This window comes from Methanospirillum sp. (assembly GCF_035406105.1).
Taxonomy (GTDB): domain Archaea; phylum Halobacteriota; class Methanomicrobia; order Methanomicrobiales; family Methanospirillaceae; genus Methanospirillum.
Map to the genome: position 1 here is coordinate 1 of NZ_DAONKG010000014.1, position 20,650 is coordinate 20,650.

The 20,650-nt window shown below is 48.9% G+C and carries 23 protein-coding genes; 17 read left to right on the forward strand and 6 right to left on the reverse strand.

Annotated elements, in window-relative coordinates:
• A partial coding sequence (locus tag PLA23_RS01515; RefSeq protein WP_324473708.1) for an amidohydrolase family protein occupies positions 1–493 on the reverse strand: 493 nt, incomplete at its 3' end.
• 169 nt (positions 494–662) lie between these two features.
• Here PLA23_RS01515 and PLA23_RS01520 point away from each other — a divergent pair.
• Positions 663–1,106, forward strand: a complete 444-nt coding sequence (locus PLA23_RS01520) for a hypothetical protein (RefSeq protein ID WP_324328086.1) — start codon at positions 663–665, stop codon at positions 1,104–1,106.
• A 15-nt stretch (positions 1,107–1,121) separates the two neighbouring features.
• Here PLA23_RS01520 and ppdK read toward each other — a convergent pair whose 3' ends face one another.
• The 5 genes from ppdK to PLA23_RS01545 form a co-directional block, all read right to left on the reverse strand.
• Entirely contained in the window at positions 1,122–3,872 is a 2,751-nt protein-coding gene (ppdK, locus tag PLA23_RS01525; protein WP_324328088.1) for a pyruvate, phosphate dikinase, read from the reverse strand.
• Positions 3,873–4,104: 232 nt separating this feature from the next.
• On the reverse strand, positions 4,105–4,878 hold the full coding sequence (thiD, locus tag PLA23_RS01530) for a bifunctional hydroxymethylpyrimidine kinase/phosphomethylpyrimidine kinase (protein WP_324473710.1): 774 nt from the start codon (positions 4,876–4,878) through the stop codon (positions 4,105–4,107).
• Between the two features lie 49 nt (positions 4,879–4,927).
• Positions 4,928–6,364 carry a proline--tRNA ligase gene (gene proS / locus PLA23_RS01535; protein WP_324328091.1) on the reverse strand — a complete coding sequence of 479 codons (1,437 nt, stop codon included), beginning with the start codon at positions 6,362–6,364 and terminating at the stop codon, positions 4,928–4,930.
• Between the two features lie 10 nt (positions 6,365–6,374).
• Complete coding sequence (locus PLA23_RS01540) at positions 6,375–6,944, reverse strand: stage II sporulation protein M (RefSeq protein WP_324328092.1); 570 nt, start codon at positions 6,942–6,944, stop codon at positions 6,375–6,377.
• Positions 6,937–7,782 (reverse strand): DUF63 family protein, encoded by an 846-nt coding sequence (locus PLA23_RS01545; protein ID WP_324473712.1) that lies wholly within the window; start codon positions 7,780–7,782, stop codon positions 6,937–6,939. Before PLA23_RS01545 ends, PLA23_RS01540 begins: the two co-directional genes overlap by 8 nt.
• 14 nt (positions 7,783–7,796) lie before the next feature.
• On the opposite strand from PLA23_RS01545, the gene PLA23_RS01550 reads away from it, so the two are divergent.
• The 16 genes from PLA23_RS01550 to tgtA all read left to right on the forward strand — a co-directional run bounded on the left by PLA23_RS01550 (position 7,797) and on the right by tgtA (position 20,606).
• Positions 7,797–8,876 carry an NAD(P)-dependent glycerol-1-phosphate dehydrogenase gene (locus tag PLA23_RS01550; RefSeq protein ID WP_324328095.1) on the forward strand — a complete coding sequence of 360 codons (1,080 nt, stop codon included), beginning with the start codon at positions 7,797–7,799 and terminating at the stop codon, positions 8,874–8,876.
• A 3-nt stretch (positions 8,877–8,879) separates the two neighbouring features.
• Positions 8,880–9,353 carry a UPF0179 family protein gene (locus PLA23_RS01555; RefSeq protein WP_324328096.1) on the forward strand — a complete coding sequence of 158 codons (474 nt, stop codon included), beginning with the start codon at positions 8,880–8,882 and terminating at the stop codon, positions 9,351–9,353.
• A gap of 193 nt (positions 9,354–9,546) precedes the next feature.
• The gene (locus PLA23_RS01560) at positions 9,547–9,783 is read left to right on the forward strand and encodes a UPF0058 family protein (RefSeq protein ID WP_500884466.1); all 237 of its coding nucleotides are present in this window, start codon (positions 9,547–9,549) and stop codon (positions 9,781–9,783) included.
• Positions 9,784–9,787: 4 nt separating this feature from the next.
• Positions 9,788–11,356, forward strand: a complete 1,569-nt coding sequence (locus PLA23_RS01565) for a tRNA uridine(34) 5-carboxymethylaminomethyl modification radical SAM/GNAT enzyme Elp3 (protein WP_324473714.1) — start codon at positions 9,788–9,790, stop codon at positions 11,354–11,356.
• Between the two features lie 3 nt (positions 11,357–11,359).
• On the forward strand, positions 11,360–12,526 hold the full coding sequence (locus tag PLA23_RS01570) for a DNA primase small subunit domain-containing protein (protein WP_324473715.1): 1,167 nt from the start codon (positions 11,360–11,362) through the stop codon (positions 12,524–12,526).
• Positions 12,516–13,193 carry a hypothetical protein gene (locus PLA23_RS01575; RefSeq protein WP_324328103.1) on the forward strand — a complete coding sequence of 226 codons (678 nt, stop codon included), beginning with the start codon at positions 12,516–12,518 and terminating at the stop codon, positions 13,191–13,193. The genes PLA23_RS01570 and PLA23_RS01575 overlap by 11 nt, the downstream gene beginning before the upstream one ends.
• A gap of 38 nt (positions 13,194–13,231) precedes the next feature.
• Positions 13,232–13,510, forward strand: coding sequence for a 50S ribosomal protein L44e (locus PLA23_RS01580; protein ID WP_324328104.1), 279 nt, complete (start codon positions 13,232–13,234; stop codon positions 13,508–13,510).
• Positions 13,511–13,524: 14 nt separating this feature from the next.
• The gene (locus PLA23_RS01585) at positions 13,525–13,713 is read left to right on the forward strand and encodes a 30S ribosomal protein S27e (RefSeq protein WP_324473716.1); all 189 of its coding nucleotides are present in this window, start codon (positions 13,525–13,527) and stop codon (positions 13,711–13,713) included.
• Positions 13,714–13,720: 7 nt separating this feature from the next.
• Positions 13,721–14,515: a translation initiation factor IF-2 subunit alpha gene (locus tag PLA23_RS01590; RefSeq protein ID WP_324328105.1), complete on the forward strand. Its 795-nt coding sequence runs from the start codon at positions 13,721–13,723 to the stop codon at positions 14,513–14,515.
• Positions 14,512–14,661: an RNA-protein complex protein Nop10 gene (locus tag PLA23_RS01595; RefSeq protein WP_324328107.1), complete on the forward strand. Its 150-nt coding sequence runs from the start codon at positions 14,512–14,514 to the stop codon at positions 14,659–14,661. Before PLA23_RS01590 ends, PLA23_RS01595 begins: the two co-directional genes overlap by 4 nt.
• Positions 14,662–14,730: 69 nt before the next feature.
• Positions 14,731–15,486 (forward strand): proteasome assembly chaperone family protein, encoded by a 756-nt coding sequence (locus PLA23_RS01600; RefSeq protein ID WP_324328108.1) that lies wholly within the window; start codon positions 14,731–14,733, stop codon positions 15,484–15,486.
• Positions 15,487–15,488: 2 nt separating this feature from the next.
• Positions 15,489–16,610, forward strand: a complete 1,122-nt coding sequence (locus PLA23_RS01605) for an endonuclease Q family protein (RefSeq protein WP_324473718.1) — start codon at positions 15,489–15,491, stop codon at positions 16,608–16,610.
• A gap of 48 nt (positions 16,611–16,658) precedes the next feature.
• Entirely contained in the window at positions 16,659–16,832 is a 174-nt protein-coding gene (locus tag PLA23_RS01610; RefSeq protein WP_324328112.1) for a 4Fe-4S binding protein, read from the forward strand.
• Positions 16,829–18,037, forward strand: coding sequence for an NAD(P)/FAD-dependent oxidoreductase (locus tag PLA23_RS01615; RefSeq protein ID WP_324473719.1), 1,209 nt, complete (start codon positions 16,829–16,831; stop codon positions 18,035–18,037). Before PLA23_RS01610 ends, PLA23_RS01615 begins: the two co-directional genes overlap by 4 nt.
• 51 nt (positions 18,038–18,088) lie before the next feature.
• Positions 18,089–18,655, forward strand: coding sequence for a TIGR00296 family protein (locus PLA23_RS01620; protein ID WP_324473721.1), 567 nt, complete (start codon positions 18,089–18,091; stop codon positions 18,653–18,655).
• Positions 18,656–19,136: 481 nt separating this feature from the next.
• The gene (gene tgtA / locus PLA23_RS01625) at positions 19,137–20,606 is read left to right on the forward strand and encodes a tRNA guanosine(15) transglycosylase TgtA (RefSeq protein ID WP_324473723.1); all 1,470 of its coding nucleotides are present in this window, start codon (positions 19,137–19,139) and stop codon (positions 20,604–20,606) included.
• The last annotated feature ends 44 nt before the right edge of the window (positions 20,607–20,650 follow it).

Below are 20,650 nucleotides of genomic sequence, written 5' to 3' on the forward strand. Positions count from 1 at the left end.
CAGGAACATTCATCATCTCACCAAGCCCTAAAATACCATCCTGACCAATATACGGGGAAAGGACATCTGCCGTAAGATGTGTGGCACATTCATCAAGTGGTGTGGCCGGTACACAGGATGGGAGCATTATCAGTATGTCAAGCGGAAGAGTTTGGTGTGCCCGTACCATGTAATCAATACCTGCTGTTCCGCACACATTGGCTATCTCGTGAGGATCGGCAATCACGGTCGTTGTTCCGTGCTGCATAACCAGCCGGGCATATTCATACGGAGATAACAGTGAACTTTCAATATGGACATGGGCATCAATAAAGCCAGGCACTACGTACGAAGATCTGAGATCCACCTCCTTTCTTCCCTGATAAGCTGCCCCTGTCCCGATAATAATCCCGTCACGTACTGCAAAATCTTCCCTGATCCAGTCACAGGTAAAGGGATTAAAAACAATTCCGTTCTGAAATACAATATCAGCCGATTCTTCATATGCTACCATAGTACATACACTCCTCTGAATTATCTGCACTCCCCGGTGCAGGCTCGTGATATGGTGATAGTATTCATGTGTGATCCACAATTTTCTCCACGTGGGTAATGAACATGAGATTTTTTCGGTTTGGAACACTATGGATCTTTTAATAATGAAAAAAGCTCATCACCATATTATGAATCGTACGAAATATCTTTTCCTTTCCCTGATTCTCGCATGTTTTCTGTATGTTGCCGGATGTACCGGTGGTGCACAGGATGAAGAGTACAAAGCACTAGTTATTGATGCCATTGAAAAGCTTGATTCACAAAACGAAAAGATCATCAAACCGTATCAGGGAATGACGGCTGATGAACTCTCATCGATGAAAGCGTTTGCCGTCCAATCAAAAACTGCTGCAGAGCAGATGACATTATCTGATACCTATAAAAAGTCACGGGAGTTATTCCTTCGTGCCATGGATGCAACTTTGAAAGGAATAGAGAGTATTGAGGGGGATATTGATCAATCAACCGGAAAGGTGGAGAGTACCGCTCCTGCAACAAATTATTTTATTCAGACACAGTCTGATCTGGGAAGTGCAGCGGATATCATAAAAGTCCCTAAGAAAAAGACGTAATAAGAGTGGAAAAAATTACGCGGATTTAATTGCCGCATGAGCCGCTGCAAGTCGTGCAATCGGGACTCGTGGTCCTGAACATGAAACATAGGTCAGTCCTATCTGGTGACAGAACTCAATTGATGCCGGATGGCCGCCATGTTCACCACAAATCCCAACTTTCATCCCTGGTCGGATTGCTCTTCCCCATTGAACCGCCAGTTCCATCAGTTTTCCTACTCCTTTGACATCAAGTACTTCAAAAGGATTGTCCTGGAGGATATGGTTCATGTTATACATCGGAAGAAACTTGTTCTCGGCATCCTCCCGAGAGAATGAGAAGGTTGCCTGGGTGAGATCATTTGTACCGAACGAGAAGAATTCAGCCTCTTCTGCCAGGTTTTCTGCCCGCATGCAGGCACGAACCACCTCAAGCATCGAGCCAAATTTACAGGATATGGATATTTTGTATGATGCCTCTACCTGGGCATGAATATCTGTCACCCATTCTTTTACCCGTTTCAGCTCCTGTGCAGTACATACCTGGGGAATCATAATCTCTGGATGAACCTCAATCCCTTCTATTCGGCATTCTGCGGCAGCTTCTAAAATTGCCCGTATCTGCATAGAGTATATCTCCGGAAAAGTCAGCCCTAACCTGACTCCTCGGTGACCTAGCATGGGATTGACCTCATGAAGGGATCTGACCTTATTCAGCATCATCTCTTTTTTAAGAATAACGGCATCTAAAAGCTCAGGATCAGCAGGTGTTATCACCTTTGGATGATCCGGATCGTTTTGATACATGAATGCCACCGTATCAGAAAGAACACGAAGTCCGCGAAGATTTTTTCGCAGGTTTCGAAGTATCTCAATCTCGTCGATAAGCTGCTGTTCCTGTGGTAAAAATTCATGAATGGGGGGATCAAGCAGTCTGATAGTGACCGGCCTTGGTGCCATAATTGAGAAGATATGTTTGAAGTCATCACGCTGGATAGGGAGGAGTTTATCAAGTGCCTTTTGTCGTTCTTCTTTTGTATCGGCAATGATCATATCAATGACAATCGGAAGACGGGATGGATCATTGAACATTCGCTCTGTCCGGCACAGACCAATTCCCATTGCCCCAAATTTCAGTGCCCGCTTTGCATCATGAGGTGTATCAGCATTTGCCATGACCTGAAGGTGTGCGATATTATCTGCCCATGAGAGAAGGGTTGCAAGTTCCTCACTAAATTCTGCCTCAATCAGGGGTACTTCTCCCAGGTATACCGCACCAGTCGAGCCATCTATCGTAATAACATCTCCCTCAGAGATCCTGACATCGCCGATTGTCGCCTGTCGTAATTGGACATCAACACTGATACCTTCGGCTCCTGCCACACAGGGTTTTCCCATCCCCCTGGCAACGACAGCCGCATGTGATGTTTTTCCACCCCGGCTTGTCAGTATTCCTTGTGATGCAAAAAATCCGTGGATATCTTCTGGTTTTGTCTCTTCCCTGACCAGGATCACCTTATGCCCGTCACGCCCCATCTTCTCGGCCCGGTCAGCATCAAAAATTGCAATTCCCGATGCACCGCCCGGGGATGCGGGAAGTCCTTTTGCAACCGGTTTCACGTCTGCCCCGGGATGGAGTCGTGGGAAGAGCAGTTGTTCAAGCATTTCTGGTTTTATCCGAAGAAGCGCCTGGTTTTTATCAATAAGTCCTTCCTGGACCATCTCCACCGATGTTCTGACCATGGCCGTTGCATTCATCTTCGCGTTTCTTGTCTGAAGACAATACAGGACCCCTTCTTCAATGGTGAACTCAAAATCCTGAACCTCTTTAAAATGCGATTCCAGTTTCCTGCGAAGATCCAGTAATTCCTTAAATATATCAGGCATTTCTTCTGCCATTGCCATAATCTGTTTCGGAGTCCTGATCCCTGCGACAACATCCTCACCCTGGGCATTTACCAGATATTCCCCAAAAATGACATTCTCTCCGGTCCCGGGATCACGGGTAAATCCAACGCCGGTCGCCGAGTTATTACTCATATTCCCAAAGACCATGGCTACAATATTCACCGCAGTCCCGTTTGCCATATCCGGGGTAATCTTAAACTCTCTACGGTAATCAACCGCTCTTTTTCCCATCCATGATTGAAATACGGCCTTTATTGCGATCTCAAGTTGATCATAAGGATCATGGGGAAATGGTTTACCGGTATATCGCTGAACAACCTGCAGGAATGCGTGACATATTTTCTCCAGGTCCTGAGCTGACAGATCGATATCCTGCATCGCCTGTGCGGATTTTTTTATCGTATCAAACTCCTCGTCAAATAGTTCGTCAGGGACTCCAAGGGCAACTTTTCCAAATAACTGAATGAATCGCCGGTATGCATCATAACAGAATCGTTCATTCCTGGTATCAGCCAAAAGACCCTTCAACGTGTCATGATTTAATCCTAGATTAAGGATAGTATCCATCATTCCAGGCATGGACATGGCAGACCCGGATCTGACAGAAAGGAGGAGGGGTTTTTGCTCTGACCCAAACTTTTTATGCGTTACCTGCTCAACGAGAGTCAGCTGTTCCCGGACCTGGTCCATGAGTCCCTCAGGGAGTCTGCGCTCTGGATCAGCAAGAAATGCCAGACAGGCTTCGGTCGTAATGACAAACCCGGGTGGAACCCGTATCCCGACCTGGGTTAATTCACAGAGATTCGCCCCTTTACCACCAAGTAATTTTTTATTCTTCCCGTCACCCTCAGAGAATGAGTACACCCATTTTTTTACCATATACTATTCCTTCTGAACCTGATTGTTCTCCTGAAAAAACCCTTTTCACTCAGGGATACCTCATATTGGAATGAATGAGAACCCTGTTTTATACAATTAGTGTGGGTATTCGGCTCCCTGCTATATATATGTTAATGCCCCATGAGCGGTAGTAATCTGGAAAATTCAAAAATCCGGCTTCAACTAGAAAGGGTAATGAAATGCTTCCAGAAGGAATCAGGAACAGAGTTCCTTACGGATTAATTATTTTATGTCCGCTTTTTCCAGAGATTGCCCTGATAATACCGATACTGATGAGCTGTTTTGCCTGCTCACATGCAGTCTGTATGGTATGGCCCTGGGCAAGATAACCGGTAATTGCCGCAGAAAAAGAGCATCCTGACCCGTGAACTGCGTAGGGTAACCGGCGGGCTTTATACGAGATCACTCCTCTTTCAGAGATGAGAAGATCAACTGATTCATGGCCGGTTCCATGTCCTCCTTTTACCAGGACATATTCTGCTCCCATATCCATGATGATCTCCCCTGCTTTCTCCATCTCTTCAGGTGAAGAGATGGTATCTATTCCCGACAGGATTTCTGCCTCCGGGATATTGGGTGTTACAAGGAATGCTTCTGGTATTAACCGGTTACAAAGAGTGTTTATTCCATCCGCGTCGAGGAGTCTGAACCCGGAAGTGGATACCATGACCGGATCGATAACAAGTGGAATACCTTCTGCTATCCCTTCTGATACAACCTGAATTATACGGTCATTTGCAAGCATACCGGTTTTGACTGCCCCTGGTGTGATATCTTCAAGAACAGACCGTATCTGTTCCTGCACAACAACAGGTTCCAAAGGCCATGAACCGGTTACCTGTGCCGCATTCTGTGCAGTGAGTGCGGTAATGACTGCCATTCCCCACACACCGGTCTTTGCAAAGGTCCTCAGATCCATCTGAATCCCGGCACCTCCGGACGGATCAGAACCGGCTATTGTCAGTGCAGCAGGAAATTCGGTCATTATACTATAGAAATGAGCATACCAAGTCTATACGGATATCGAAAAAAGATTAATAGGATCGTCCGACCAGAGTAACCACAGATCCAGGTTTCCCACAGATGATGCAGTCCCCTTCGGTTCTGTCGATAAGATCGGTCCTGACGTCTGTTCCCAGGACACTTGCATCAGCAATCTCTTCAAGCCGGTCTGCACATGCACGGTTTTTACACCAATGAACTGCTACAACACCCTTTGACACATGCTCTGAAAGAGCAGATACATCTCTGATCATGAACAGATGATCCCTGATATGGGTTTCAGCCCGTTTCTGCAGGGTATCAGTATACCCGGTCATCTTTCTTGCAACTTCTGACAGGATCGTAGCACGGGGGAGTGCTTCTTTCCCGCCCGATCGGAGAACTCCCATTACAACTCCGTTGTCCAGATCCCGCGGTCCGATCTCAAGTCTGAGTGGAACGCCTCTCATCTCCCAGTAATAATATTTTGCACCAGGCCGAAGGTCCCGGTTGTCAGTCTTCACCCGGTATCCTGCGTCTTTTAATTCCCGTTCGAGTAGTTCTGCAGCCTGTATCACCTCTTCCTCGCGTTTTTTCATGATGACTGGGACAATAACGATCTGCACCGGGGCTACTTCAGGCGGGAGCATCAGACCGCGATCATCACCATGCATACTGATAAGTGCAGCAATTGACCGTTCTGAAATTCCGTAGCAGGTCTGATGGCAGTACTGTTGCTGGCCTTTGGTATCCTCATACTGAATACCAAAGGTTTTTGAGAAGTGATCACCCAGGTGATGGACGGTCCCTATCTGGAGAGTTCTGCCATCAGGCATGATGGTATCAATGGCAATAGTATAGTCTGCACCGGGAAATTTATCCCAGTCAGGACGTTTGGATATCAGGACCGGAATATTCAGCCGGTTGTAAAACTCCCTGTACCTGGCAATCGCATCCTCAACCTGAGTCTCTGCCTCATCCCAGGTTGCATGAACCGTATGAGCTTCTTTAAATGAGGTGATCTCACGGAGCCGTATGAGCGGACGGGTATGTTTCGTCTCGTACCGGAACGTGTTAACTATCTGGTAGACTTTTATCGGAAGATCGGCATGAGATCGTACCCAGAGAGCATACATTGGGTAAATGGCCGTCTCACTCGTCGGACGAAGGGCGAGTTTGATATCAAGAGGAGTTTTTCCGCCATGAGTAACCCAGTATACCTCATCTTCAAATCCCTTGATATGTTCAGCCTCTTTCATGAACTCAGGTTCAGGTATCAGCAGTGGAAACAAAGTCTCCTCATGGTCACGGTCAAGCAATTCCCGAAGAATACCGTATACCCGTTTTCGGATACCAAACCCGAACGGGAACCATACATACAGTCCTTTTACCGGGTAGCGGACATCCATGATCTCCGCACGCCAGAGGATATCATTGTACCAGCTTGAGAAATCTGCCTTTTGAGGGAGCGTTCCTTCCTGTTCCTCCATTCATGAGCTCCTATGTCACCATCTGTAAGACGGCTGGTGTGATAAATGCCTCTATAACTGCTGCGATGGCAACGAATGGGATGATATATTTCACAAAGTATCCCCCAAGGTGCCATGCCTCCAATGATGCATCAGAAATCCCGGATAATTCATTCTTGACCGCCCGCCCCATCATCAGACCAAGTGCACCTGATGCAATAACTGCGGGAAGTTCAAAGATGCCGTGAGGGACAATAGCAGCCATAAGGGCCAGATAACCTGCTTCTTTTCTGACTATCTCCAGCACGGCACCAATGATTACACCATTGAGCAGCAGAATAGCTACAGAAATAAATCCAAAAAATGCCCCGCCAATGAATATAACAACACATGCCTCAAGGTTATTCAGGAAGAGCTGGAGGGCCAGGATCGGAGGGTCATCATCCATTATCTGGTCTGCGAGCATCTCCTGAAAGAGAGTGGTCAATGATTCGCCAAATGCCGGATTAACGGCTGATACAGCAAATCCCGCAATAAATCCGGCAATAAGGATAATACCTGATATTGCCAGGTAATGTGTTATTTTTAATGTTTCAGACATAGAGCACCATTCGCATCATATCCCTGATGCCAGGGGCAAGACCGACCATAATCATGGCAAGGAGAATCAGGTACCAGATACCTGATGCCCCGTCACGCCGGTAGAGTTCGAGAATATAAATCCCCGGAACGAGCACGAGTAGTTTGAGTGGGAACATCACAAATGCCGTTCCGGTCAGGTCTATCAGTGCTGATCCTACCACATGCTTTTCACTGTACGGTATGGTATGCAGATCAATCCCATACGAGGTTGCACTGGCATCAAGCATGTGCCCGAATATGAGTATCTGATATAACCGGTCCTGGATATATGTCCATCCGAATCCATACCTGATGACCGCATATAAAAGACCTGATGTCCCGAGTGCCATTGCCATGATCGTTATCGCAACCAGGAGATCCAGATGAGCATGGGTCAGACCAAACCAGATGAGAAAGCTGAGTGTTGCACCCGAAAGCACGACTCCGGTCAGGAAAAAGATTCGTTTCCAGGATGAAATCACCCCTCTCTTCTCAAGTACATGTGAACCAGAGAGAACCGGCATTGCTATTGCAAAGATCAGAAAGTAGATCAGAGGGGTAATTAACACAACATGGAGATCAGATGTGATATATCCGGTATCCTCGACAACACGCAGAAATCCTCCAAATACAACCCATGGGATCAGGGAGAAGACAAATTCCCGGTCAATGGAGATATGGTTTAACTCCAGCCACCGATAAACCAGCCACGTGCATATCAGCAGGATAAACGCATAGGTAAGAGTATTAACGATATTATATGAGTTATCATACGTGATGGGATCGATGTAATATTTGTAGATGAATTCACTAATCATGAGTTGAGAACTCCATGAGCACAGACCCGGTACAGGTATTGCAGCCGGATGGCTTCAATAAATCGAGATGGACCCAGCTTCCACGGGATGTTCTGATTGGTCATCAGGCGATTATGCAACTGCCTGACATCATCGCGGACATCAGACCAGGCCGGTCAGTCCTTATCATATCTGGCGGTACCACCCGTGAAGTAGCGGGAAATACCGTTGCAGATATTTTAAAGGATCAGTATGAAGTCAGGCGCTTTGTTGCGGGAAAACTGGATACCGAAACTCTTGAGGCATGTAGTCAGGCCTCTTTGCCGGCTGATTTCCTTATTGGTGTTGGCGGGGGGAGAGTTATTGATTGCGCCAAAATTGTCTCGTACAACCAGGGTAAGCCCTTCATCAGTGTTCCTACAGCAGCATCGCATGACGGTATCATTTCAGGACGGGCGACGCTTCCTACTGAAACCGGGAGTGTATCCGTCGGTGCCCACCCACCGATAGCAGTTGTAGCAGATACCGGGATCATATCACAGGCCCCTCACCGACTCATGGCATCAGGGTGTGCTGATGTCATCTCCAATTACACTGCCATCCTTGACTGGGAACTGGCCCACCGGCTCAGGGGGGAGCAGATTAGTGAGTATGCCATTGCCCTTTCAAAGATGACCGCTGAGATCCTGGTAAAGGATGCAAATCTTATTAAACCAGGTCAGGAAGAGGCAGCCTGGATTGTTGTCAAGGCCCTGGTCTCATCTGGGGTGTCGATGGCAATAGCCGGTTCATCGCGTCCTGCCTCCGGAGGAGAACATAAGTTTGGTCATGCCCTTGAGCGTCTGATGCCAGGGGCAGCATTACATGGTGAAGCATGTGGGATCGGGTCTATCATGACGATGTATCTTCATGGTGGTGACTGGCGTGCGATTCGTTCATCACTTGCGCGAATTGGTGCACCTACGACACCCCGGCACCTGAATATTCCTGATGAGGTCGTCGTTGAGGCCCTGATGAAAGCACGTGATATACGACCTGAGCGGTTCACCATCCTGGATATGGGGCTGACCCGGGAATCAGCAGAGCATCTTGTGCATATGTTATATGAGGAATAGGATATGGAACAGAAAAAATCGCGGGTTACAATTGTTGGGTCAGTATATGCAAAACCGGGAACCCAGTTTGTGTATATGGGGCGGGCGGATCAGTGTGAGTCATGTACCATCGCACGAGTCTGCCATAATCTGGAATCCGGACGCCGTTACGAAGTTGTTGCTATCCGTGCAGCCTCCCACCGGTGTCCGGTTCATCATGGCGGTGCGGTAACCGTTGATGTCACTGAGGCACCGGTTGAAATACGTGTGTCTCCTGAATTAGCCAGGAAAAACACAACGATTCAGATGAAGTTCCCCGAATGTGATGAAGCATGTGATTTCTTTGCGGCATGTCATCCGGCGGGGGTGATGGAGGGGCAAAAGTACATCATCACTGAGGTCCTTGAGAGCGATCCCATAGCATGCAGAACAGGACCATCTCCGGTTTTGGTGCGGATTGTCCCGCTTCCGGATGGTTTGCCACGATATACTCACTGATGGAACTGTCCGGTTCCGTTATCCGACGGTGCGCAGAAAAAAAGAGTCAGATCATGGAGTTAGCGATTTATGCGCCCATCTGCATCTTCCCTTTAATAAAATATTCCCATAACCTATATGTCATTCCCGGTGAAGATACCACTTGACTGTTCTAGGTGATAGAGTGCAGAAAGAGGAGCTGCTACATTTACATATGCTGTTTATTCATGTCAGGAAGTACTACGAAACCATCACCAACGAGGCAATCCCAACAGATCGCTATAATTCGCTGAATATCACACCCGTGCATATTCATAAAAACAAAAAGTCTCATAAGGAGGCGATTCTTATTCTCGGTCAGGAGATTGTCGATCACATTACCCGTAAGCCGGCGATGTTAGGTTTTTCCCATGAAATGTCCACACCTTCTGAGATAGCTGTTGAGAACTAATTTCATGGACATCACCCCCGCCTGCCGGGAGATAATCTCTCTTATTCTCTCCACTCCTCCCGGTGAGCGAGAACTCCGTAAGATAGTCAAGACGGTCTGCAAAAAATACCGGCTCCCGGTAGTGCCCCGGAATTCTGATATTCTCTCATGTGCCACACCGGAAGAGTATCCTTTGCTTCGCCCGGTTCTTCTTGTAAAGCCCTCACGAACCCTCTCCGGTGTGGCCCCTGTTGCAGTGATGACATCCCCTGCCCCGTGTCCGCATGGGATATGTCTTCCCTGTCCCGGCGGTCCTGACTCGCTCTTTCAGTCACCTCAAAGTTACACCGGTGGAGAGCCGGCAGCGAAACGTGCCTTTGCCCATAATTTTAATCCATACGACCAGGTACATGCACGATTATCGCAGTTTGAGGAGCTGGGGCACCATGTGGACAAGGCTGAACTCATAGTCATGGGAGGGACCATGACCGCCCGTGACCCCTCCTACCAGGAATGGTTCGTAACCGAGTGTATCCGTGCGATGAATGAATACCCGGATCATTCTCTCCCTGAAACGACACGTGAGGAGATATTTTCAAGAAATGAAACATCAAAGGTCAGATGCGTTGCGATTACCTTTGAGACACGGCCCGACTGGTGCCGGAGAGAACATATTGACCTGATGCTGGACCTGGGTGTTACGAAAGTAGAGCTTGGAGTGCAGCATCTGAGCGATGAGATACTGACCCTGAACCTTCGTGGCTGCACCGTGGCAGATACTGTTATGGCAAATACCCTGCTCCGCGACGCAGGTCTGAAAGTCGGATTTCATATGATGCCGAATCTGCCCGGCAGTACCTCTGCCTTAGATCGGCAGATGTTTCATGTTCTCTTTGCTGACCCCCGGTTCAGACCTGATTTTCTCAAGATATATCCCACTCTTGTGACACCAGGATCAAAGATCGAGGAACTGTATAAAACCGGAGCATTTACTCCCTATGATGAAGAGGCCCTCATCGATCTTGTTGCGGATGCAAAGGAGCAGATTGCACCATACTGCAGACTTCAGCGAATTCAGCGGGATATCCCGGCAGATAAAATACTTGCCGGTTCTCCTCATTCCAACTTCCGCGAACTTGCAAAGGATCGTCTCCACAGAAGAGGAGGCAGATGCTCGTGTATCAGGTGCAGGGAGATTGGCCGGAGACGATCACAGGCTGAACCGGTTTTGAAAGTCCTTCCGTATGAGTGCTGTGGCGGCATGGAACATTTCATCTCATTTGAATCTGACGATTCTCTCATAGGATTTGCCCGTCTGCGGTTTCCAGGTAATCCCTGGCGTCCTGAAACAGAAGATGCGGCATTTGTCCGTGAGCTTCATGTGTATGGTATGGTCGTTCCCATCGGACAGGAAGGATCGGGAGAGGAGCTGCAGCACCGGCGATACGGGGCCCGGCTCCTGAGCGAGGCCGAGACACGTGCTGCCGATGGCGGGTATGAGCATGTCGCCATAATGGCAGGGATAGGAGTCAGACCCTATTATCGGAAGCTTGGGTATTTCAGGAAAGGGCCCTATATGATAAAGGATCTGTAAGGTATGAGACCTGCGACCCGGACATTTATCAAACAGCGGTTTACCGACTATTATTCCAAAGCCAGAATATCGGCCCCTTCATCGGTTAAGGAACGTGAATTCGGTTTTATCTTCTTTGAAGACCGGTACCCTGATGATATCTGGATGAGACGACATATCGGTTTTTCATCGGGTGAGGAGATGCAGGAATATATAAAAAGCCTGATCCCTGCTCATGCCTATTATTCTACGGCATATTACCGGGCTCCCCAGGCTCCGACCATGGGTGATAAGGAATGGCTCGGCGCTGACCTCATCTTTGACCTTGATGCTGATCACATCATGCGGGGATCGTATGAAGAGATGCTCAGACGGATCAAAGAGGAGGCATTAAAATTACTTGACATCCTTGACCGTGAGCTGGGGGTCGATATGCGAACGGTCAGGCTGGTCTTTTCAGGCGGCAGGGGATATCATGTCCACGTTCAGGAACTGGCCTTTCGTGATTTTGAACCGGCTGAGCGGAGAGAACTGGTTGATTATATATGCGGTACCGGCATCAGTCCGTCCATTGTGCTCAATGACTGGGCTCCTGGCAGAACTGGATGGCACGATCGGTTTCGCCTCCTTCTCACCAGGTATCTGCAGCAACTCAGCATGAAAAGTGAGAAAGAGGTGAAAGCAGAGGTATCCTCACTTCGGGGTGTGGGTCAGGTAATGGCCGAGCGGTTTGCAGTAATGATCCCTGAGCTTATATCCTTACTTAATACCAATCCCTCATCCATTCTCCTTCGTGACCAGACGGTAAAGACCGTATTTTCAGCGCTGGTAACGGAACGTGAGAGTCCTCTTCTGCCCCACATCCGGGATGCTGCCGTGCAGGCTGATGAACCGGTCACAACCGATGTCCGGCGACTTATCCGGCTTCCAGGTTCTCTTCATGCAAAGTCAGGATTCAAAGTGGTTCCGATGGAAGTCAAGGAACTGTATGATTTTGATCCGCTGATTGATGCAGTCGTTTTTGGTGAGCGGGATGTGATCATCGAATCAGAACGCGATTACTCCTTCTCACTCCTGGGCTCACAATATGATATCAGGAAAGGCCGGTTAAAAGTCCCTGAGGCAGTCGGGATGTTTCTCTGCTGTAGGGGTATGGCCGAGATCGGAGGGATATCAGATCATGCATCTTGACGAACTCCGAACCATTCTCCTTGAAGAACGGGATACCGGTGAACTGACGACTATATCTCCTGATCTCTTCACAAAGACCACTGCGTATATCCGGTCACTTCAGCAGGAGGTATATGATCATGAGGATCCGTTCTCGGATGAGGCACGGCTGCTTATTGAGAAAGTATCCAGTGTCAGGGCTACGATTGAGGAGATTTTCAAAATACGTACGGATAAGATCGTGGGACTGGCGCTCAGTCAGGCTGAAGGCTCCTACATAGAGCGTGAGGAACTCCGAGCCCTGATTCCAGCAGAACTTGAGATGTTTAACCGGATTGTTGAGGCAATCAGGCAGAATAAAACCCAGCTGATTGAGTGGAAGGCCGCTCCTCATAAGATTCGTGTGCAGCAAGCTGAAGAGACTCTCTCCCCTCCGGTCTCTGAACCAGCCACCCTGGAGGATACAGACCGCGCAGATGTGTCCGATTCCTCTGAGCCGGTGATAAAAACCTCGTCTGATGCTCCGTTTGCACATGATATCGTATTAGCGCTTTCGAGCATGGAACCCTTTATGGGTATTGACGGACGGACATATGAGATGGAAGCAGGAGATATCCTCACGCTCCCTTCACGAAATGCCCAGGTTCTGGTTGAACGCGACATAGTCTTAAATATCCATCCGGGCTAATGATGTAGGTATTCTATACACGAGGAGTGGCTAAAATCATGAAGATGCCAGCAAAATTCCGCACATATTGTCCCTTTTGCCACAAACATGAGGAGCATGAGGTAGAGAAGGTAAAAAAAGGTAAAACCACCGGACTTCACTGGATCGATCGTCAGAAGGCACGGAGAGGACAGGTAGGGAACATGGGTAAATTCTCCAAGGTTCCCGGAGGAGATAAGCCGACAAAGAAGGTGAATGTCCGGTACCGCTGCACTGCATGCAAGAAAGCCCACCTGAGAGCCGGATTCCGGGTAGGAAAGTTCGAACTGACTGAGTAATCGGAGTAATTATCATGGTACAATTAGCACGCGAAAACCGGAGTACGTTTCTGAAAGTGAAATGCCCAGACTGTGAAAATGAACAGATCATCTTTGACCGGGCATGTACACCGGTTGACTGTATTGTGTGTGGCTCAAACCTTGCCACCCCTACTGGTGGTAAAGCACAAATCAAAGCAGAGATTATAACTGCATTTGAGTGAGAGCCTGATGCAGGAGAGAGAGTGGCCTGAACAGGGGGAACTTGTCGTCTGTTCAGTTCAGAATGTAAAAGATTTCGTGGCATTTGTCACACTTGACGAGTATAACAACCGGGAGGGACTGATCCCGATTGCAGAGGTAGCCCGTGGGTGGATAAAGTACATCAGGGATCACATCCGTGAGGGGCAGAAGGTTGTATGCAAGGTTCTCAACGTCGATCCCCAGAAAGGTCACATCGATCTCTCCTTAAAGGACGTCAACGAGCATCAGCGCCGTGAAAAGATCCGTATCTGGAAGAATGAGTCCAAGGCCCGGAAGTGGATTGGATTTGCGGCAGAAGCAGCTGGAAGGCCTGAATCTGTCCCGGAGATTACAAGCGCACTCTATCGTGAATATGGTGAGCTGTACGCTGCCTTTGAGGACTTTGTCACAGAAGGCCGCGATGCCCTGAATAAACTAAAAATAGATCCCAAGCTTGCTGATGCCCTGTATACCATCGCAACTGAAAATGTCAAACTGCCAACCGTCACGGTATCAGGCGATCTGTTCCTGAGGTCGACCAAGTCGGATGGGGTGAATATTATCAGGCGTGCCCTTCGGAGTGCAGAACCAAAAGTGGACGGCGCAGTAATAGAGATCACCTATCTTGGAGCTCCCAATTACCGCATCAAGGTTACTGCATCAAATTACAAGGATGCCGAAAAAGCTCTTGAGAAGGCATCAAGTGCTGCCATTGGTGTTCTCAAACGGGCCGGTGGTGAAGGGAAGTTCAGCCGGAAAGCGAAATCCGGGAAGCATACATGAAAGGGCGTATCAGATACTGCCCCTCAGATAATCTTTACACTCTTTCTGACGTCTGTTCCCGTTGTGGAAAACCCACAATAACTCCCCATCCTGCCAGATATTCACCGGAGGATCGGTATGGAAAATACCGGAGAATGATTCGCTGATTCTACTCTGGCAGAAGAATCATTATCATATTTGCTGTGTTATTAAACGAAAATACAAGGATTACTGCAATGATGGAAGACATCACCATACGATTTGAGGAATCAATCGCTCCTGAAGACAGAACCGCTCCGATCATGATCGAAGGCCTCCCCGGAATCGGCCATGTTGGAAAACTTGTTGCGGAGCATATGATCCAGGAACTCGGAGCCGTCCGGATTGCAGAAATCAACTCAATTTATTTTCCGCCCCAGGTCATTATTCAGGAAGGAGGAACTGTCCGTCTCTGTAATAACGAAATTTACCGCTATTCTGGTGAAAAGGGGACATATCTTTTTTTGGTAGGAGATTTTCAGAGCACCTCCGGGGAAGGGCATTATCTTCTCTCTCAGGTGTATGTTGATATCTGTTACCAGCTGGGCGTGAAAAGGATATACACCATAGGCGGATATGGAATTGGTCACTTCAACGAGGTAACACGTGTTATTGCCGCTGTAAATCGTGCAGATTTACGTCAGGAGGTAGAGGACGCAGGCGGAATTTTCAGTGAGGGAGAACCGGGTGGTGGCATTATCGGTGCAGCAGGGCTGATGCTCGGACTATCCATTCCGCTTGGCATTGAAGGAATATGCCTGATGGGTGAGACATCCGGATACCTGGTGGATCCCCGCAGTGCCACAACGGTTCTCTCAGTTCTGACAAAACTTCTGAATATTGAGATAGATGATGCAAAACTGACCGAGCGGGCAGGTGAGATGGAAGTAGCTCTTCAAAGACTTCTGGAACAGGAGAAAAAGTCTGAGGAAGAACTTTCATACATCGGCTAAGTATGCAGGCAGCAGCTGATCTTCACATCCACTCCTGTTTTTCCATGGCATCATCACCCCGGATGGTGCCTTTTGAGATCATCAGAGGCTGCAGGGTAAAAGGGATTTCTGTTATCGGGACGGGTGATATCCTCCATCCTGAATGGAGACAGATGTGGCAGGATACCCCTGTCGATGATGACATCATCGTTGTTCCAACCACCGAGGTCGAGGGATCAGGACGGGTCCACCATCTGATCCTCCTCCCTGATTTTGATGCCGCACAAGACCTTGCCAGGAGACTGGGGCCGATGAGTTCGGATATGAACAGAAACGGCCGTCCCCGTGTACCCCTTTCAGGGGAGGAGATACTCTCCCATGTTCATGCAGTGGGGGGAATCGGTGGTCCTGCCCATGCGTTTACTCCGTATACCTCAGTATATGCTGTTCATGCATCCCTGTCATCCTGTTATGGGGATGAACCGGTTGATCTGCTTGAGCTTGGGTTGTCAGCTGACAGCCGGTACGGAGCAGGAATTACCGAGCTTGCACATGTCCCATTTTTGACCAACTCTGATGCACATAGTCCTGAACCGTCTAAGCTGGGTCGGGAGTTTACCGTTCTTTCCCTGGACCGGGCAGATTCCTATGGTGTGCTCTCTGCCATCAGGCAAGGAAAGATTGTTATGAATGTCGGCTTTTTCCCAGAGGAGGGAAAGTATAACCGGACCGCCTGCAGCAGGTGTTTCCGGCAGTATACCTTACAGGAGGCGATATCTTACTCCTGGAAATGTCCGGATGACGGGGGCAGAATCAAGAAAGGAGTTGCCGAGCGTGCAGAGTCTCTGTCATCCGGTATCATTTCAGAACGCCCCCCCTATCTTCACGTCATCCCCCTTTCCGAGATCATCCAGCGGGTCCTTGATACGAAAAGCCCGGCTACCCGGCGCTGCAGAGATCTCTATCTTCAATGCATAGATAAGTTTGGAGATGAAATCACGGTTCTCATGAAGACCTCTCCTGAAGCGATTGCATCGGTGGATATCCGTCTTTCACATGCAATCAGGGCATTTCGTGAAGGAAACATTATCCTTCATCCTGGTGGTGGCGGGAAGTATGGTTCATTTGAGATCCCGGATCTCTGATGGTCCAAACCCGAATCATTAAAGGATTTCGCGTCAACCATATACGGAATGATCGAGGTTCATCGGGAAATCTGTGCCTATTGCGGCTGTTGTGTCTCGGTTTGTCCGGAAGGGGCACTGGAACTTGTCGATGCCTTTCTGGATATCGATACGAATACCTGTAAGAATTGTGGACTCTGTGTCCGTGTCTGTCCGTTAGGGGCCTTGGAGGCAAAGAAATGAAGCGCGAGTACGATGTCCTTGTCGTGGGAGGAGGCCCGGGTGGAGCATTTGCTGCCAAGACCTTTGCCGAGAAGGGTTATTCGGTTCTCCTGACAGAAAAACGCCCTGCAATCGGAGCTCCGGTCAGATGCGCCGAAGGAGTCGGAAAGGCACTCATGCATGAATTTTTCAGGCCTGAGGATCACTGGATCGCAGCCGAGATTGAGAAGGCCAATATCATTGCACCAGATGGGTTTAAGATGGAACTTGAACCTGAAAAAGCGGGAGCAGAGGTCGGATATGTTCTCCACCGCAAGATCTTTGACCGGGATCTTGTCTGGATGGCAGCCGGTGCAGGAGCAGAGATCCAGGTAAAAACCCGTGCAGTATCTCCGATTATGGAAGATGGAGCTGTAAAAGGTGCCCTTCTTAACCAGGGAGGAGCTGTCCATGAAGTCCGGGCCAGCCTGACCATTGCAGCAGACGGCGTTGAATCAAAATTTTCCCGATGGTGCGGCGTTGATACAACCGTCCCGCTCCGTGAGATAGAGACCTGTGCCCAGTATCTGATGACCGGCATCGATATTGATCCACATGCAACCGAGTTCTATGTCGGGAATTCGATCGCGCCAGGTGGTTATGTCTGGATCTTCCCGAAAGGTGATAAGACTGCAAATGTGGGTATTGGCATCGGGGGAGACCGGTGCAAGCCCGGGAACCGGCCGATTGATTACCTGAACCGGTTTGTTGCGAAAAATTTCCCAAATGGAAAGACAATTGAACTCATCGCCGGGGGTGTTTCAATATGTCAGCCACTCTCCTGCACGGTTGCAAACGGTCTCATGATTGTCGGTGATGCAGCACGGGTATCAGATCCCCTGACTGGTGGTGGTATCTATGCAGCGCTCTATACCGGAAAACTTGCCGGTGAGGTCGGATCCAAGGCCCTTGAGCAGGGAAACACGACGACTCAGGCACTGATGCCATACGATGAAACCTGGAGAGCATCATATCTTGGAAAGGCCCTTGAGAGAAATTACCAGATCAAAGAGGTATTTGTCAAACTGAATGATGATGATCTGAATGCCATAGTGCACTCAGTCTCTAAAATGAATCTTTCAGATTTCAATACATTAAACCTCATAAAAAATATTATCGCAGCAAATCCAAAATTAGCAATCAAACTTGGGAAAGCCGGACTGAAGACTCTTCTTGACTCATTCTGATCCTCCCCTCTTTTCTCCTGATATAAATAGTCCCGGGGACTATCACTCTATATGGAACTTCTCACTCCGGAAGAAGGGGAGTTGGCCCTTTCACATGCCCGCCATGTACTCCATGAACATGTTGCCCGTGAACCATATACAGAACCTGAATTTCCCCCGGTGTTCTCACAAAAACGCGGTGTCTTTGTAACATTGACAAAAAAAGGTGACCTACGGGGATGTATCGGATTTCCTCATGCCGTCATGCCGCTTCGGGATGCCATCCGGGAAGCAGCCTGCTCAGCAGCAACCGGAGATCCACGGTTTCCCCCGGTCACCCCAAAGGAGCTTCCAGATATCTCAGTTGAAGTGACAGTCCTGACCGAACCGGAACTTCTTACAGCATCTCCTGCTGACCGGCCTCGTGCGGTCATAGTCGGAAAACACGGACTTATCGTACGGGGATACGGTCGTTCAGGCCTCCTGCTCCCTCAGGTACCTGTGGAGTGGGGGTGGAATGTGACAGAATTTTTGGATCACACCTGTATGAAGGCTGGTCTGCCCAGAGGGTGCTGGCAGGAGGCATCGGTCCAGTTATTTACCTTTGAAGGGCAGATATTTACAGAAAAAAGCAAATAATAGATTGCTGACACTGACGGCGTATTCTACACCGTTTGTATGATCGGCGGTCACATCTGCAATACTGGTCCGCATAGGTACCATCACATTACCTGGAGATATCCTACCCACTCATACCAGGAATATGTACCTGCAGATTTCGATATGCATGTACTGATGCGGGTTCATCATTAGGTACATATTCCTGCATAGTATGAATGCCCCGGTTCAGATCCATACCTCGTGAAAAAATTGAATCGGTCTTTCATTCCGGTTCATTCCTTCTGTCCATACTAGACCTGCATTTTGTGTGATCATCTGAATGGGTTGTAAATAAGCGGGCAAAACCATTGGTTATTCTTCACTCCCCTTTCTACGCGAAAAAGTACTCAGAACATTGATGTGTACCGGAGGTACCTTATCGTTGAGATAACAAATACTAAGAACCAAAATCATAAAACCGCATCATCTGGAGACTATCTATGCCACACATCAGACATATATGACCCTCTCTTTTGAGATATTAGAAAAAGACATAGCCGGACGAATCGGAAAGCTCTCCGGACAAGGCAAATCGGTGAAAACTCCGACCCTGCTTCCGGTGATAAACCCGCATCTCAATCTGATCACTCCGCGGGAGATGCAGGAGATGGGTGTTGAAGCGGTCATCACCAATGCGTACATCTTCTCCCGATCAGAAGAGTTTCGTGAGCGGGCCCTGACTGAGGGTCTTGCAAAGACCCTGGATTTTGACGGTGTCATTATGACTGATTCAGGGTCTTTTCAGCTCTCGGTTTATGGGGAAGTTGAGATTACCAATGCCCAGACCATTGCATTCCAGCAGGCAATCAAATCAGACATCATCGTCCCCCTTGATATTCCCACCCATCCTGATACTCCTCGCGAGAAGGTGGAAAAGGACCTTGCGATTACCATGGATCGGATCATGGAAGCAAAAGCCATTGCGGATCATGAGCATCATACGCTTGCTGCCCCGGTTCAGGGTGGACTCAATCCTGATCTCAGGGAACAGACCGGGAGAATACTATCGCAAGCGGGGTTCCGCTTCTGTCCGATCGGTGCGGTCGTCCCGCTTATGGAGGCCTATCGGTATGCGGAACTGGTTCATGTTGTTATGGCAGCAAAACGGGGCCTTTCACCGGCAGTCTGCGTTCATCTCTTTGGAGCCGGCCACCCCTCCATGTTTGCCCTGGCTGTGGCGATGGGCTGTGATCTTTTTGATTCTGCCGCGTATGCTCTCTATGCAAAGGACGGGCGGTACATGACCACCCACGGGAGTTATCATCTGAACGAACTCTCGTATCTCCCCTGTCCCTGTCCGGTCTGTGTCGGACATACCGCGAAAGAATTAAACGAATCACCTGATCGTGAGCGTCTTCTTGCCATGCACAACCTCCGGGTCTCCCTTGCCGAGATAAACCGGGTGAGGCAGGCAGTACGTGACGGGGTGCTCTGGGAACTTGTTGATGAGCGATGCCGCAGTCATCCAGCCCTGCTTCGTGGGTACCGTGCCCTGATGCACTATGCTGAAGAACTCACGGCATCTGACCGGGAGACAAAACGCCGGTTCTTTTATCGTGGTCATGAAAGCTGCAAAAGGACCGAGGTGCTCCGGTATCACCAGATGGTCGGGCGACTGACCGCCGGGAAGCGAACCCTGATCAGTTTCAGCCGGCATATGAAAAAGAAACAGACCGAAGGATATGATTCAGTCTTTTACTTCAAGCCCCCCTTTGGTCCGTACCCTCCGGAACTGACTGAAACCTTTCCTATCGGGCAGAGTGAAATTCCGGATTTTGACGAAGAGATGGTACGGACCGGGTGTATCGGTATTGCCCGGCTGATGGAGACAAATCCGGATTCGCATTTCACCATCAGATGCCGTCCGGTTTGGAAAGACCTGATCACGCAGATTCTTCCCACAGTGGAGGTTCAGGATGAAGGGAGTTGAGATTCTCAGCCGTGACGGAACCGCCAGATGTGGCCGCCTGACCG

What these genes read in the sequence shown, in the direction of transcription:
- PLA23_RS01520 (WP_324328086.1), top strand. Translation starts at nt 663, where the DNA reads ATGAATCGTACGAAATATCTTTTCCTTTCCCTGATTCTCGCATGTTTT.
- ppdK (WP_324328088.1), bottom strand. Translation starts at nt 3,872, where the DNA reads ATGGTAAAAAAATGGGTGTACTCATTCTCTGAGGGTGACGGGAAGAAT.
- thiD (WP_324473710.1), bottom strand. Translation starts at nt 4,878, where the DNA reads ATGACCGAATTTCCTGCTGCACTGACAATAGCCGGTTCTGATCCGTCC.
- proS (WP_324328091.1), bottom strand. Translation starts at nt 6,364, where the DNA reads ATGGAGGAACAGGAAGGAACGCTCCCTCAAAAGGCAGATTTCTCAAGC.
- PLA23_RS01540 (WP_324328092.1), bottom strand. Translation starts at nt 6,944, where the DNA reads ATGTCTGAAACATTAAAAATAACACATTACCTGGCAATATCAGGTATT.
- PLA23_RS01545 (WP_324473712.1), bottom strand. Translation starts at nt 7,782, where the DNA reads ATGATTAGTGAATTCATCTACAAATATTACATCGATCCCATCACGTAT.
- PLA23_RS01550 (WP_324328095.1), top strand. Translation starts at nt 7,797, where the DNA reads ATGAGCACAGACCCGGTACAGGTATTGCAGCCGGATGGCTTCAATAAA.
- PLA23_RS01555 (WP_324328096.1), top strand. Translation starts at nt 8,880, where the DNA reads ATGGAACAGAAAAAATCGCGGGTTACAATTGTTGGGTCAGTATATGCA.
- PLA23_RS01560 (WP_500884466.1), top strand. Translation starts at nt 9,547, where the DNA reads ATGCTGTTTATTCATGTCAGGAAGTACTACGAAACCATCACCAACGAG.
- PLA23_RS01565 (WP_324473714.1), top strand. Translation starts at nt 9,788, where the DNA reads ATGGACATCACCCCCGCCTGCCGGGAGATAATCTCTCTTATTCTCTCC.
- PLA23_RS01570 (WP_324473715.1), top strand. Translation starts at nt 11,360, where the DNA reads ATGAGACCTGCGACCCGGACATTTATCAAACAGCGGTTTACCGACTAT.
- PLA23_RS01575 (WP_324328103.1), top strand. Translation starts at nt 12,516, where the DNA reads ATGCATCTTGACGAACTCCGAACCATTCTCCTTGAAGAACGGGATACC.
- PLA23_RS01580 (WP_324328104.1), top strand. Translation starts at nt 13,232, where the DNA reads ATGAAGATGCCAGCAAAATTCCGCACATATTGTCCCTTTTGCCACAAA.
- PLA23_RS01585 (WP_324473716.1), top strand. Translation starts at nt 13,525, where the DNA reads ATGGTACAATTAGCACGCGAAAACCGGAGTACGTTTCTGAAAGTGAAA.
- PLA23_RS01590 (WP_324328105.1), top strand. Translation starts at nt 13,721, where the DNA reads ATGCAGGAGAGAGAGTGGCCTGAACAGGGGGAACTTGTCGTCTGTTCA.
- PLA23_RS01595 (WP_324328107.1), top strand. Translation starts at nt 14,512, where the DNA reads ATGAAAGGGCGTATCAGATACTGCCCCTCAGATAATCTTTACACTCTT.
- PLA23_RS01600 (WP_324328108.1), top strand. Translation starts at nt 14,731, where the DNA reads ATGATGGAAGACATCACCATACGATTTGAGGAATCAATCGCTCCTGAA.
- PLA23_RS01605 (WP_324473718.1), top strand. Translation starts at nt 15,489, where the DNA reads ATGCAGGCAGCAGCTGATCTTCACATCCACTCCTGTTTTTCCATGGCA.
- PLA23_RS01610 (WP_324328112.1), top strand. Translation starts at nt 16,659, where the DNA reads ATGATCGAGGTTCATCGGGAAATCTGTGCCTATTGCGGCTGTTGTGTC.
- PLA23_RS01615 (WP_324473719.1), top strand. Translation starts at nt 16,829, where the DNA reads ATGAAGCGCGAGTACGATGTCCTTGTCGTGGGAGGAGGCCCGGGTGGA.
- PLA23_RS01620 (WP_324473721.1), top strand. Translation starts at nt 18,089, where the DNA reads ATGGAACTTCTCACTCCGGAAGAAGGGGAGTTGGCCCTTTCACATGCC.
- tgtA (WP_324473723.1), top strand. Translation starts at nt 19,137, where the DNA reads ATGACCCTCTCTTTTGAGATATTAGAAAAAGACATAGCCGGACGAATC.